The sequence below is a fragment of the Bradyrhizobium sp. B117 genome, from assembly GCF_038969555.1.
GTDB lineage: Bacteria > Pseudomonadota > Alphaproteobacteria > Rhizobiales > Xanthobacteraceae > Bradyrhizobium.
The window spans coordinates 3936970-3950675 of the sequence record NZ_CP152414.1 but is presented as its reverse complement, the minus strand read 5'-3'; the positions used below and the strand labels follow the sequence as shown (position 1 = coordinate 3950675).

Sequence of the window (13706 nt, the reverse complement as noted above, 5' to 3'; positions counted from 1 at the left end):
GTAACTCGCTACGTGCCTGTTTCTGGGTTGGTGAACGGAAGATGTGTGCGTTCGCTCACATTGTTCATCCCCGCGCCGGCGCGCCTACGCCGATCACGGCGGCCGCCAGCAGCAGGACGGCCGCGGAGATCACCAGCGCGAGGTGCAGCCCCGTCATGAATGCCCCCTCAGCGGCGACCAGCGAGCCGAACAGGGCGACGCCGAGCACGCTGCCGGTCTGCCGCGTCGCATTCAGGACTCCTGCGGCGATGCCGGAGCGCGCCTTCTCGACGCTGCCGAGCAAGGTCGAGGTCAGCGGCGGCACCAGCAGGCCGAGCCCGCCGCTGATCGCGATCATCTGGGCAAAGATCGCGGAATAGCTCGTCCCGGCTTCGATCCAGACCAGACCGAGGCAGCCGAGCGCCGAGATGCAGGCGCCGACGACGATGGTCGGGCACGAGCCGATCCGTTCGGCAAGGCGCGGCGCCAGCAGGTTGACCGGCAGCACCGCCCCCATCATCGGCACGAAGGCGAGACCCGTCCACCACGCCGACAGCCCGTTGATGCGCTGGAAGTACAGGCTGAGCACGAAGATCAGGCCATAGATCGCGACATTGACGAGCAGGCCGACGATCGTGGTCAGGGTAAACAGGCGATGACCGAACAACGCCAGCGGCAGCATCGGCTGCGCCGCGCGGCTCTCGCGCCAGATGAAGAGCACGGCGAGAACGGCAGCCGCGACGAAAGCTCCGATCACCGCCAGATGATCCCAGCCGAGCGCGCCGCCTTCGATGATCGCGCCGGCAAGCGCCCCAAGCGCACCGATCGCGGCAAGCTGGCCGGGCAGATCGATCTCGCGCGAGGTCGCGCGCGTGGTCTCGGTCGCGTAGCGCCAGCTCAGCCACAAGCCGGCGAGCCCGATCGGCAGGTTGACCAGGAAGATCGCGCGCCAGCCGACCAGCGTGATCAACGCGCCGCCGACGAACGGGCCGGCGGTGAGCGCGAGACTCGCGCCGGCCGCCCAGACCGCGACGGCGCGGCCGCGCGCACGGTCGTCAGTATAGGCATGGTTGAGCAGCGCGAGAGAATTCGGCACCAGGATCGCCGCCGCCAGTCCCTGGACCAGCCGTGCGGCGATCAGGACGATGGCGTTGGGCGAAAGCGCACAGGCAAGCGAGGCCGCGGTGAAGATCGCGAACCCCGCCATGAAGATGCGCTTGGCACCAATGCGGTCGCCGAGCGCGCCGGCCGTCAGGATGAAGGCGGCAAACGCAATGGTGTAGGCGCTGACCACCCATTGCAGCTCGGCAACGCCGCCGCCGAGCGTCCTGCCCATCGCATCGAGCGCGGTGTTGACGATGGTGACGTCGAGTTGCACCACGCCATAGCCGAGGCTCATCGCCGCCAGCGTGAGCGAGGTCGCAAGAGGCGAGCGGGCTCGCGGCGCGCCGGCTCTGTCGTCGAAGCTTTGATACTTGATGGTGTTGGCTCGCATGCTGCACCTCGTTGCAGCCCCACCCGAAACATACGCTTTCACCGCGCCATCATGATTCGATTATGATCGAAACATCATCGCGCGATGAATCGTATCCTTCAGCAACAAACAACGAAGCTTCGCGCCCTGCTCGCCATGCAACTCCCGTACGCGCGGAAGCATGGGAACAGGGCGAGATTGCCTCTGTTGACCCCTTCATGTTCCCCTCTCGGCAGTGACCTCATGGCAAGAGTTGGCAACACCTCGATTCCGAGTGGCGCAAGATCGGAGTTCGGCAAGACCGCAACCATCATTGCCGTCGGATGCCTGATTGGCGTCCTGTTCGCCGGCAGCACCATCGCAACCCCGCTCTACGTCATCTACAAGCAGCAGTTCGGCTTCTCCCAGATCACGCTGACGCTGATCTATGCCGTCTACGTCATCGGCAATTTGACCGCACTGCTGGTCTTCGGCCGGATGTCGGACGAGGTCGGGCGGCGACGCACGGCGGTCATTGCCGTTGGCATCGCCATCGCGGGCGCATTGGTCTTCCTGCTCGCACACGGGGTCGCTTCGCTTTACGTGGCACGCGTGCTGAGCGGCCTTGCCATCGGGATCGGCGCCGGAACCGGCACTGCGTGGCTCGCCGAACTGATCGCCGAGCAGGATCGTTCCCGCGCCACCGTGATCGCGACGATCGCGAATTTCACCGGCCTCGGCCTCGGCGCGTTGATCGCCGGCGTGCTTGCCGAATATGTCGCACTTCCGCTGCAAACGCCCTTCATCGCCTACCTCGCGGTGCTGGTCGTCGTCGCGGCCCTCCTCGCCTTCGCGCGCGAGACCGTGGATCGGCCGCTGACCGCGTTCGCGCAGCTGTCGATCCGACCGCGTGCCGGCGTCCCGTCGTCGATCCGGCCCCGGTTCGTCGCGCCCGCGGTGACAGGCTTTGGCGCCATGACCCTCGTCGCCTTTTTCGCCGCGCTGGCACCGAGCGTGCTCGCCAATGAGCTGCATGTCACCAGCCACGCCGTCGCCGGCGCGATCTTCCTCGAGCTGGCGGCTGCCGTGGCGCTGGTCATCGCGCTGACGCGCTCCCTTTCCAGCCGCGCCGCCATGCTGTGGTCGCTCGGACTGATGCTGCCGAGCCTTGCCCTGCTCGTGACGGCACAATTCGTGGGATCGCTCGGCGTGATGATCGCCTCGACCGCGACCTGCGGCGTGGCGGCGGGCCTCGGCTATCGCGGCAGCTTGCAGGTGGTGAACCAGATCGCGCCGGATGATCGCCGTGCCGAGGTGGTCTCGGCCTATTTCATCTGCTGCTTTCTCGGAAACGCGCTTCCGGTGATCGGGATCGGCGTGCTCTCGACCCTGACCAGCTTGACCGTGGCGAGCCTGGTGTTTGCCGCGACCATTGCAGCCTTCGCGGTGATCGCCCTGATGTTCGGACTGAAATACCAGGCCGGTCAAGCGGTGCCGCAAGACGAATAGACCGAAGGGGACGCCGCACGGCTGCACGGCGTCTCCAGACGAGATGGGTCGCTAGCTCGCGGCGCGCAGATTGATCTTGCTCTCGGCGAGCGTCGTCAGCTTCTTGTCGGTCGCCTTCTCCTCCTCCAGCGTCTTGGCGAGCACATTGGCGCAGTCATTGCGGCCGAGCTGCTTGGCCCAGGCGATCAGGCTGCCGTAGCGGACGATCTCGTAATGCTCCGCGGCCTGCGCCGCATTGATCAGCGCGGCGTCCAGCACCGCCTTGTCGGCGACTTCGCCGGCGGTCTCGTCGGCCTCCTCGATGATGCCGTCGATCGCCGGGCAATCGACCGCCTTGACGGCGACGCCGTGCATCTTGAACACTTCCTCGAGCCGCGCGACGTGCTGCTTGGTTTCCTCGAGGTGCGTCAAAAAGCCCTGCTTCAACTGCGGATCGGTGGCCTTATGTGCCATTTTCGGCAGCGCCTTGGTGAGCTGCTGCTCAGCGTAATAGATGTCCTGGAGCTGGTGCACGAACAGGTCGTTCATGGTCTTGATGTCTTTTGTGAACAGTCCCATCGTTCCGATCCTCTTTCGGTTTCGGGAACACGCAGGCATCGGCTTCCACGAAAAAGCCGCTTATTCCGCCATGTTCGATTGCTGATGGGGCGCTAACGGGCGCGCAGCATCGACGTTCCAAAAAAGCCACTTGCGCTTGCGCTGGAACAAGGAAGCGGGCCCCAGGATTTGAAATGATGTCAAAATACCGACACGCGATCCAAGCCGCGCATTACGACTCATATGCTTAACGCGCCTCGGATGTGAACCGCATATGACAAAGGTCGCAGGTCCAAAGCAGAACCTATCGTTGTCAAGGGCTGCACAAGTCGCCGTTTTTGCCTTAAATGAGCTACAACATGCTTAGCGATCGACGCCCACGGGCCGTGGTCGCGGCCGACTGGCCAATGCCTGGCCCTGTCGATCTTGCCCCCTGCCGGGAGGATGAATGCACGGACTGCTGACCGCGCTGAAACGCGGCTTCAAACGATGGATCGGCTGGCGACGGCTCGGAATTGCCGCGAGCGTCTTCATCATCGCCTTCGCGGTCACCACGCTTGTGCGTACCCTCAAAGGCATCGATACCGGCGTCATCCTGACCGCGCTGACCGAGATTCCCCGGGAAAATATCGGGCTCGCGGCGATCTGCGTCGTCTTCGCGTTCTGTACGCTGACCTTCTACGACTTTTTTGCATTGCGAACGATCGGCAAGAAGCATGTGCCCTATCGCATCGCAGCACTTTCCAGCTTCACGTCCTATTCGATCGGCCACAACATCGGCGCCACGGTTTTTACCGGCGGCGCGATCCGCTTCCGGATCTATTCGGATTACGGGCTGAATGCGATCGATGTCGCCAAGATCTGCTTCCTGTCGGGGCTGACCTTCTGGCTCGGTAACATCTTCGTGCTCTCCATCGGCATGGCGATCCATCCCGACGCCGCCTCGTACATGGATCAGCTGCCGTCCTCGATCAACCGGCTGATCGCGTTCGGCGGCCTCGCCTCGATCGGCGCTTACCTGGTCTGGCTCTGCATGGGCGAGAAGCGCCGCGAGCTCGGACAGAAGGGCTGGAAGGTCGTGCTGCCGTCAGCGCCGCTGACCTTGGTGCAGATCCTGATCGGCGTGGTCGATCTCGGCTTCTGCGCGCTGGCGATGTACCTGCTGGTGCCGGCCACTCCGCAGATCGATTTCCTCTCGCTCGCCGTCGTATTCATCCTGGCGACGCTGCTGGGCTTTGCCAGCCATGCCCCCGGCTCGATCGGCGTGTTCGATGCCGCGATGCTGGTGGCGCTGCCCGAATTCGGCCGCGAGCAGCTTCTGGCGACGCTGCTGGTGTTCCGCATCCTCTACTTCGTGATCCCGTTCGGCCTCGCCATCTCCATCATGGGCGCGCGCGAGCTCTGGATGAACGTGGTCCAGCCCTGGCAGGAGCGGCGGCGGCTGGCGGAGGCCTGCGCGCAGGCTAATCTGCCCAAGCAGGTGACGCCCATGGAGCGCGAGCGTCTGGTGCGGCAGGCCAGCAAGCGCTGAGCCGCGCCCGCCCGCAAAAGCGGCAGACAAAGGTTGCAGGCGGGGGAGCAATGCTCTCTTATTTCCGCCTCAACTTTGCCGTTGAAGACGCGGGCCATGATCCGACTTCCCCTTCGCACCCTCTCTGCCTGCGCCCTGCTGCTTGCCGGGATTTTGACCGTTTGGCCGTCTGGGCGCGCAGCCGCGCAGGATGCCGGCGCGATGCAGATCAATTGGGAGGTGCGCAACCGCTTCCGCCTGTTCCGCGAGGAGCGCGACTTCCTGCTCCATGTCGAGAATGCGCGTAACCGCAGCATCCTCGCCGCCGAACAATCGCTGGAGCTCCAGAGCGAGGGCCGCGGCTGGGCCCGCAACATGGTCAACCGGCTCTGCATCGACGTGCAGGGCCGGGTCAACCAGCCCTGCACCCGTGACAACTTCAAAGAGAACTACATCACCCCGATCGACCACCCCGTCACCGTGCGCCTGACCGGCGCAGTGCCGGTCGGCGCCACCTGCGCCTGGAGCTTCGACGACGGCGACGGGCCGCAACAATCGACCTTCGACTGCGCCGAGCCGGTCAATTTGCGCGTCCGCTACGGCAAGCAGACGGTCGCGACCGTCGACGTCTCCTCCGGCTCCGATCCGACCCAGCGCGTCCAGGCCGAGATCCAGGTCCGCGATATCTTCATCGCCGGCCTCGGGGACAGCATCGCCTCCGGCGAAGGCAATCCGGACCGGCCGCTGGCGCTGTCGGACGAAGGCTTCTGCTTCCGCTCCTACCTCGGCACCGCCGGCGCGCAATACTACCGGCCGAGCCGCGCCGGTTACAAAGGTGGGCGCGCCTGCGAGGCGCCGGACACGCTCGCCAACTGGCAGCATTACGGCGCGCTCTGGTTCAACTCGCCGTGCCATCGCTCGCTCTACAGCTACCAGACCCGCACCGCGCTGGCGCTCGCGGTGCGCTACACCCACATCGCCGTGACCTATCTGCCGCTCGCCTGCACCGGCGCCAGCATCGGCGACGGGCTGCTCGGCTCGCAGCGCGCCCGCGAATGCCCGCCCGGCAAGACCGGCGTCTGCAACACCAGCGTGAATGCTCAGGTCGCCGAGCTGCGCGAAGCGCTCACCGCCGCCAGGAAGCGCCAGCCAGATCGCACGCTCGACCTCGTGCTGCTCTCGGTCGGCGCCAACGACGTCTATTTCTCCGGCCTCGTCGCCGACGTCATCGTCGACACCGCGACCGAGCGCGCGCTGTTCCGCCGCTCCGGCGTGATGGCGAGCGTCGACGATTCCCGCGACGCGCTGGCGCGCGAGCTGCCGCAGAACTTCGTTCGCCTGCGCGAGGCCTTGAAGCCGCTCGTCGGCGGCGACCTCTCGCACGTGGTCTATGTCTCCTACGCCAATCCGGCGCTTGCCGATGGCGGCGTGCCCTGCCGCGGCGGCCGCGCCGGCTTCGACATCCATCCGTCCTTCAACGCCGACGCGCAACGCCTCGCGCGCGTCTCGACCTTCGTCGACATGGAATTCCTGCCGCAGCTGAAGGGGCTCGCCACCTGCACCCGCGGCGCACTGTGCCGCGATCCCGAAGCCGACCGCATGACCTTCGTCGATGCACATCAGGCCACGTTCGCCGACCACGGCTTTTGCGCGCATTCGGGCAACGATCCCGAATTCGACCGCAGCTGCTTTGCCGAGAACGGCCAAAGCTTTAACCCTGACATCGTGAGCGCCGCTAGCCAGCCGATGCTGTGCGGCCGCGGCGCCTCGGAGTACCGCGCCTACCTGCCCCGCGCGCGCTGGATCCGCGACGCCAACGACAGCTATTTTGCCGCGATGACCTATCCGCAAGGCTTGCCGGCCGCGAGCCAGCCGACCGACATCCACGACGCCACCTGGGGCGTACTCTCCGCAGTCTATGGCGGCGCCGTGCATCCGAGCGCGGAAGGCCATGCGGCGATGGCGGACGCAGCGCTGCCGGCGGCAAGCGCAGTACTTGGTCTCGACGCCGTGCCGCCGGGTGTGACGCGCGGATTCCTGCCTCAGCTGCTGCCGAGCGCGCGGCAGTAGCAGCGAAGACCAACTCTCCCTACACCGTCATTGCGAGCGCAGCGAAGCAATCCAGAGTCCCTCCGCGGAAAGATTCTGGATTGCTTCGCTGCGCTCGCAATGACGAGCTTGGGGCCAGCATCTCGCCAGCCTCGCGATCGTTCCCCTCGACCCGCCGTTCCATCAATCCAAAAACGGCATCGATCGATACTCCCTTCAACTTGGACACTTTGCCGCGCGCGCCTCTAGGAGTCGCCTTGAGGAAACGTTTCGAGTTGTAAGGAGGCGCGTGATGAGCGCAGTGGTGTCCACAGCGGACGTGAGGAGGTCTCGCGTCAGGCTGTTCATCGTGACCATGTTGTTCCTGGTCACCACCGTCAATTATGCCGACCGCGCCACGCTGTCGATCGCCGGCCCCGCGCTTTCCAAGGAGCTGCATCTCGATCCCGTCGCCATGGGCTGGATCTTCTCGGCCTTCGGCTGGTCCTATGTCGTTGCCCAAGTGCCGGGCGGCTGGCTGCTCGACCGCTACGGCTCGCGCCTCGTCTATGCCTTCAGCATCATCGTCTGGTCGCTGTTCACGCTGATGCAGGGCTGGGTCGGCTTCCTCAGTGCCGGCGTCGCCATCGCCGTGCTGTTCGTGCTTCGCCTGCTGGTCGGCATCGCCGAGGCGCCGTCCTTCCCCGCCAACGCCCGCATCGTCGCGGCGTGGTTTCCCGGCAACGAGCGCGGCACCGCGTCGGCCTTCTTCAATTCGGGGCAGTATTTCGCCACCGTGATCTTCGCGCCGCTGATGGGCTGGATCGCGCACGATTACGGCTGGCGCTATGTGTTCTTCGTGATGGGTGCGCTTGGCGTCATCATGGGCATCGTCTGGCTCAAGAACATCTACGGCCCGAAAGAGCATCCTTCGATCAATGAGGCGGAATTCGACTACATCAGGGACGGCGGCGCGCTGGTCGATCTCGACGCGCCCAAGGACGATCTGCTGCGCGAGCGTGCGCAGGAATCCGGCTCCGGTTGGGACCACATCCGCCAGCTGCTCTCCAACCGCATGATGCTCGGCGTCTATCTCGGCCAGTACTGCATCAACACGCTGACCTATTTCTTCCTGACCTGGTTTCCGGTCTATCTCGTCAAGGAGCGCGGCCTGTCGATCCTGCAAGCCGGTTTCGTCGCGACGCTGCCGGCGCTGTGCGGCTTCATCGGCGGCGTGCTCGGCGGCATCATCTCCGATGCGATCCTGCGCAGGACCGGCTCGCTGACCATGGCGCGCAAGATCCCGATCGTCGGCGGCATGCTGTTGTCGATGTCGATCATCGCCTGCAACTATGTCGACGGACAGGCGCTGGTGGTCGGCTTCATGGCGCTCGCCTTCTTCGGCAAGGGCATCGGCGCGCTGGGCTGGGCGGTGGTCTCCGACACCTCGCCGAAGGAAGCCGGCGGCGTCTCCGGCGGCCTGCTCAACACCTTCGGCAATCTCTCCTCGATCACCACGCCAATCGTGATCGGCTACATCCTGGCCGCGACCGGCTCGTTCAACGGCGCGCTGCTGTTCGTAGGTCTCAACGCGCTGGTGGCTGCCTTCGCCTATCTCGTCATCGTGGGCAAGATCGAGCGGGTCGTGCTCAAACGTTCCTCCTGAGGGCTCCCCGTGGGAGCTTGACCAGGCAACTCAACGGCGGCTCGAAAAAGCCGCCGTCTTTGTTTTGGGGGTGATCGATGCTAGAAGTGCCGGGGAAACGCCTTATCCATCTAAGGCATGTATCGATGTTCGACCTCAACCAGCTCCGCTGTTTCGTTACGGTGGCGGAGGAACTGCATTTCGGCCGCGCCGCCGTTCGGCTGAACATGACCCAGCCGCCGCTGTCCCGGCAGATCCAGGTGCTCGAGCACATCATCGATGCGCCCTTGCTGGAGCGCACCAGCCGCTCGGTCCGCCTGACGCCGGCGGGACGAAGCTTCCTGCCCGAGGCGCGCCGCATCCTGAAGCTTGCGGAAAGCGCCTCGCAGGTCGCCCGCCGCATCGCGCTCGGCAAGACCGGCTCGCTGAAGATCGGCTTCACGGCAGCCGCCGCCTACGGTTTCCTGCCCGAGCTGGTCGCGGCCTGCCGCGCGAAACTGCCCGAGGTGGACTTCTCGCTGAAGGAGATGGTGTCGGGCGACCAGTTCGAGGCGCTGACCTCGGGCCAGATCGACGCCGGCCTGCTCCGGCCGCCGATCGCGCGTCCCGAGCTCACCAGCCGCCGCGTCGTCGCCGAGCCGCTGCTCGCCGCGATCCCGAAGAAGCATCCGCTCGCGAATGCCGACAGCATCACCATCAAGGACTTCGACGACCAGCCCTTCGTGATGTATTCGCCCTATGAGAGCCGCTACTTCCACGATCTCCTGGTGGCGCTGTTCACCCGGGCCGACGTGCTGCCGCGCTACGTCCAGCATCTCAGCCAGATCCATTCAATCCTCGCCATGGTCCGCGCCGGCCTCGGCCTTGCCATCGTGCCGGCCGCGGCCGCGAGCCTGAAAATCTCCGACGTACGGCTGCGGCCGCTCAAGCTGCGCACCCGCGTCCCCGTCGAGCTGTTCATGGTCTGGCGCCGCGACGACGAGAATCCGCTGCTCTCGGCCCTGGTCAAAATCGCCGGCGAATTGTCCTCCGCGGTGGTGGCGGAAGATTGATGCTCAATCCGCATCGGTCGATATAGGCTTTGGCTTGGACGCGCATCGAGCCGTCTCCTAAACCACGGCGCATGGACGCGCGGCCTCCTGCTTGCGTCCTCCACAACACGAGACAAGGGAGCAGCGCCCATGAGCAAGATGACCCCGCAGGAAATGGCCCAGAAGATCGGATCGGGCCTCCTGTCCTTCCCCGTTACGCCCTTCAAGGCGGACTACTCCTTCGACGAGGCGACCTACCGCGCCAACATGGACTGGCTGTGCGGCTATGACGTCGCAGGCCTGTTCGCCGCCGGCGGCACCGGCGAGTTCTTCTCGCTGACCCCGACCGAGGTTCCGCAAGTCGTCAAGGTCGCCGTCGACGAGACCAAGGGCCGCGTGCCCGTGCTCGCCGGCACCGGCTACGGCACCGCGATTGCCCGCGAGATCGCGATTGGCGCCGAGAAAGCCGGCGCCGACGGCCTCTTGCTGCTGCCGCCCTACCTCACCCATTCCGAGCAGGAAGGCCTTGCCGCCCATGTCGAGGCGGTCTGCGCCTCGGTGAAGATCGGCGTCATCGTCTACAACCGCGACAACGCCATCCTGCAGCCCGACACGCTCGCCCGCCTCGCCGAGCGCTGCCCGAACCTCGTCGGCTACAAGGACGGCATCGGCGACATCGAGCTGATGACGCGTGTCTACACCAAGCTCGGCGACCGCCTGACCTATGTCGGCGGCCTGCCGACCGCCGAGACCTTCGCGCTGCCCTATCTCGACATGGGCGTAACGACCTACTCGTCGGCCGTATTCAACTTCGTGCCGGAATTCGCCACCAACTTCTATGCCGCGGTGCGCACGCGCGACCATGCGGCGATCCATTCCGGGCTGAAGGATTTCATCCTGCCGCTGATCGCGATCCGCAACCGCAAGAAGGGCTATGCGGTCTCGATCATCAAGGCCGGCATGAAGGTGATCGGCCGCGACTCCGGCCCGGTCCGTCCGCCGCTGACCGATCTCACCGAGCAGGAGATCGCGGAACTGGCCGCGCTGGTGAAGAAGCTGCCCGCCGCACGATCGTCACAACAGGCTGCAGAATAACAGCAGGCAACAGGGAGGAGCGTGCGATGGCCCAGACGGAAATCTCCGGCGCACCGATCGTCACGGCGATGCAGGTGATCCCGGTTGCCGGCCGCGACAGCATGCTCCTCAATTTGAGCGGCGCGCATGCGCCGTTTTTCACCCGCAACATCGTCATCCTCACCGACAATGCCGGTCACACCGGCGTCGGCGAGGTGCCTGGCGGGCAGAAGATCTGGCAGACGCTACAGGACGCCCGCGATCTCGTGATCGGCAAGACCGTCGGCGCGATGAACAACATCCTGGCCGACATCCGCACCGCCTTCGCCGACCGTGATGCCGGCGGCCGCGGCAAGCAGACCTTTGATCTCCGCGTCATGATCCACGCGGTCACGGCGATCGAATCCGCGCTGCTCGATCTGCTCGGCCAGCATCTCAATCTGCCGGTCGCAGCCCTGCTCGGCGAAGGCCAGCAGCGCAAGAGCGTCGAGACGCTCGGCTATCTCTTCTTCGTCGGCGATCGGCGCAAGAGCAAGCTCGACTACATCCAGGGCGAGGCCGGCAAGGCGGAATGGTTCAACCTCCGCCACCAGGAGGCGATGACGCCCGAGACGGTGGTGCGGCTCGCCGAGGCCACCCACGATCATTACGGCTTCGCCGATTTCAAGCTCAAGGGAGGCGTGCTCCGCGGCGAGCAGGAGATCGAGGCCGTCACGGCCATCGCCAAGCGCTTTCCGAACGCGCGCGTCACGCTCGACCCCAACGGCGCCTGGTCGCTCGACGAGGCGATCAGCCTCTGCAAGGACATGCACGGCATCCTCGCTTATGCCGAGGACCCCTGCGGCGCCGAGGCCGGCTTCTCCGGCCGCGAGATCATGGCCGAGTTCCGCCGCGGCACCGGCCTGCCGACCGCCACCAACATGATCGCCACCGACTGGCGGCAGCTCTCCCATGCGTTGCGCCTGGGCGCGGTGGACATCCCGCTAGCCGATCCCCATTTCTGGACCATGCAAGGCTCGGTGCGTGTGGCCCAGACCTGCCGTGACAACGGCCTGACCTGGGGCTCGCACTCCAACAACCACTTTGATATCTCGCTCGCCATGTTTACCCATGTCGGCGCCGCCGCCCCCGGCAAGGTGACCGCGATCGACACCCACTGGATCTGGCAGGACGGCCAGGCGCTGACGAAAGAGCCGCTGCTGATCCGCGGCGGCAAGATCGCGGTCCCGGATCGTCCGGGCCTCGGCATCGAGATCGACCGCGCCGCCATCGAGGCCGCGCATGAGCTTTACAAGAAGCATGGACTTGGCGCCCGGGATGACGCTATGGCCATGCAGGACCTGATCCCCGGCTGGACCTTCGACGACAAGCGTCCGTGCCTCGTGCGTTAGAAATTATCTCGGAGGACAACATGACTGCGATCCTGAAGAACTTCATCGGCGGCGAATGGGTCGACGGCTCCGGCGTCACCAAGAATATCAACCCCTCCAACACCAACGATCTCGTCGGCGAATACGCCAAGGCCGACAAGGCACAGACCGAGAAAGCGATCGCCGCCGCCAAGGCCGCCTTCCCCGCCTGGGCGCAGTCGACCCCGCAGGTACGCTACGACGCCCTCAACAAGATCTCGACTGAAATCCTCGCCCGCAAGGAAGAGCTCGGCCGCCTGCTCGCGCGCGAGGAAGGCAAGACTCTGCCGGAAGGCATCGGCGAAGTCGCCCGCGCCGGCCAGATCTTCGCGTTCTTCGCCGGCGAGGCGCTGCGGCTGATCGGCGAGAAGGGTGCTTCCGTGCGCCCCGGCCTCGACGTCGAGCTCACCCGTGAGCCGGTCGGCGTCATCGGCATGATCACGCCCTGGAATTTCCCGATCGCGATCCCCGCCTGGAAGATCGCGCCCGCGCTCTGCTACGGCAACACGGTCGTGTTCAAGCCGGCCGAGCTGGTGCCTGGCTCGGGCCACGCGCTCGCCGAAATCATCACACGCTCCGGCATTCCGGCCGGCGTGTTCAACCTCGTCGTCGGCTCCGGCTCGGTGGTCGGCCAGACCCTGCTTGAGCATCCTGACGTCGCTGCGATCTCCTTCACCGGCTCGGTGCAGACCGGCCGCAAGATCGCGCAGGCCTGCGTGCTCTCGAACCCCATGAAGAAATTCCAGCTCGAGATGGGCGGCAAGAATCCGCTGGTCGTGCTCGACGACGCCGACCTGAAGACTGCCGTCGAGGTCGCCGTCAATGGCGCTTATTTCTCCACCGGCCAGCGCTGCACCGCCTCGTCCCGCCTGATCGTCACCGAGGGCATCCACGACCGCTTCGTCGCTGCGGTGGCCGAGCGGCTGAACAGCCTGTCGGTGGACGACGCGCTCAAGGCCGGCGTGCATATCGGCCCCGTGGTCGACCAGAGCCAGCTCGACCAGGACCTGCGCTACATCAAGATCGGCCAGGACGAGGGCGCCAAGCTCGCCTTCGGCGGCGAGCTGCTCAAGCGCGAGAATCCCGGCCATTACCTGCAGCCGGCGCTGTTCACCGAGGCCAACAACAACATGCGCATCGCGCGTGAGGAAATCTTCGGGCCCGTTGCCGCCGTCATCCGCGCCAAGAACTACGAGGAGGCGCTGGCGATCTCCAACGACACCGAGTTCGGCCTCGCCTCCGGCATCTGCACCACCAGCCTGAAATACGCCTCGCACTACAAGCGCAACAGCGAGTCCGGCATGGTGATGGTCAACCTGCCGACCGCCGGCGTCGACTATCACGTGCCGTTCGGCGGCCGGAAGGGCTCGAGCTACGGCGCCCGCGAGCAGGGCTCCTATGCTCGCGAGTTCTACACGACGGTGAAGACGGCTTATACCTTCCCGGGCTGAGACATCGTAGGGTGGGCAAAGCGAAGCGTGCCCACCAGCTACGTTCGACGTGAAACAAGGTGGGCACGGCGCTTTGCGCC

At 65.5% G+C, this 13706-nt stretch carries 10 protein-coding genes; 8 read left to right on the top strand and 2 right to left on the bottom strand.

The window, feature by feature from the left end:
* Positions 1-64: 64 nt before the first annotated feature.
* Positions 65-1474 (bottom strand): MFS transporter, encoded by a 1410-nt coding sequence (locus AAFG16_RS19220; protein WP_342740223.1) that lies wholly within the window; start codon positions 1472-1474, stop codon positions 65-67.
* A 222-nt stretch (positions 1475-1696) separates the two neighbouring features.
* On the opposite strand from AAFG16_RS19220, the gene AAFG16_RS19215 reads away from it, so the two are divergent.
* Positions 1697-2941, top strand: a complete 1245-nt coding sequence (locus AAFG16_RS19215) for an MFS transporter (protein WP_342740222.1) — start codon at positions 1697-1699, stop codon at positions 2939-2941.
* 51 nt (positions 2942-2992) lie between these two features.
* Here AAFG16_RS19215 and AAFG16_RS19210 read toward each other — a convergent pair whose 3' ends face one another.
* Complete coding sequence (locus AAFG16_RS19210) at positions 2993-3499, bottom strand: ferritin-like domain-containing protein (RefSeq protein WP_342740221.1); 507 nt, start codon at positions 3497-3499, stop codon at positions 2993-2995.
* Between the two features lie 427 nt (positions 3500-3926).
* On the opposite strand from AAFG16_RS19210, the gene AAFG16_RS19205 reads away from it, so the two are divergent.
* The 7 genes from AAFG16_RS19205 (at position 3927) to AAFG16_RS19175 (ending at position 13626) form a co-directional block, all read left to right on the top strand.
* On the top strand, positions 3927-5009 hold the full coding sequence (locus AAFG16_RS19205) for a YbhN family protein (RefSeq protein ID WP_283085865.1): 1083 nt from the start codon (positions 3927-3929) through the stop codon (positions 5007-5009).
* A 96-nt stretch (positions 5010-5105) separates the two neighbouring features.
* Positions 5106-7058, top strand: a complete 1953-nt coding sequence (locus tag AAFG16_RS19200) for a hypothetical protein (RefSeq protein ID WP_342740220.1) — start codon at positions 5106-5108, stop codon at positions 7056-7058.
* A gap of 271 nt (positions 7059-7329) precedes the next feature.
* Positions 7330-8682: an MFS transporter gene (locus tag AAFG16_RS19195; RefSeq protein ID WP_342740219.1), complete on the top strand. Its 1353-nt coding sequence runs from the start codon at positions 7330-7332 to the stop codon at positions 8680-8682.
* Positions 8683-8807: 125 nt separating this feature from the next.
* Positions 8808-9713: a LysR substrate-binding domain-containing protein gene (locus AAFG16_RS19190; RefSeq protein WP_283085862.1), complete on the top strand. Its 906-nt coding sequence runs from the start codon at positions 8808-8810 to the stop codon at positions 9711-9713.
* 129 nt (positions 9714-9842) lie between these two features.
* A complete protein-coding gene (gene kdgD, locus AAFG16_RS19185; protein ID WP_342740218.1) occupies positions 9843-10787 on the top strand; it encodes a 5-dehydro-4-deoxyglucarate dehydratase in 945 nt (314 codons plus the stop codon).
* Positions 10788-10813: 26 nt separating this feature from the next.
* The gene (gudD, locus tag AAFG16_RS19180; RefSeq protein ID WP_342740217.1) at positions 10814-12157 is read left to right on the top strand and encodes a glucarate dehydratase; all 1344 of its coding nucleotides are present in this window, start codon (positions 10814-10816) and stop codon (positions 12155-12157) included.
* A 20-nt stretch (positions 12158-12177) separates the two neighbouring features.
* Positions 12178-13626 carry an aldehyde dehydrogenase family protein gene (locus tag AAFG16_RS19175; RefSeq protein ID WP_283085859.1) on the top strand — a complete coding sequence of 483 codons (1449 nt, stop codon included), beginning with the start codon at positions 12178-12180 and terminating at the stop codon, positions 13624-13626.
* Positions 13627-13706: the final 80 nt, after the last annotated feature.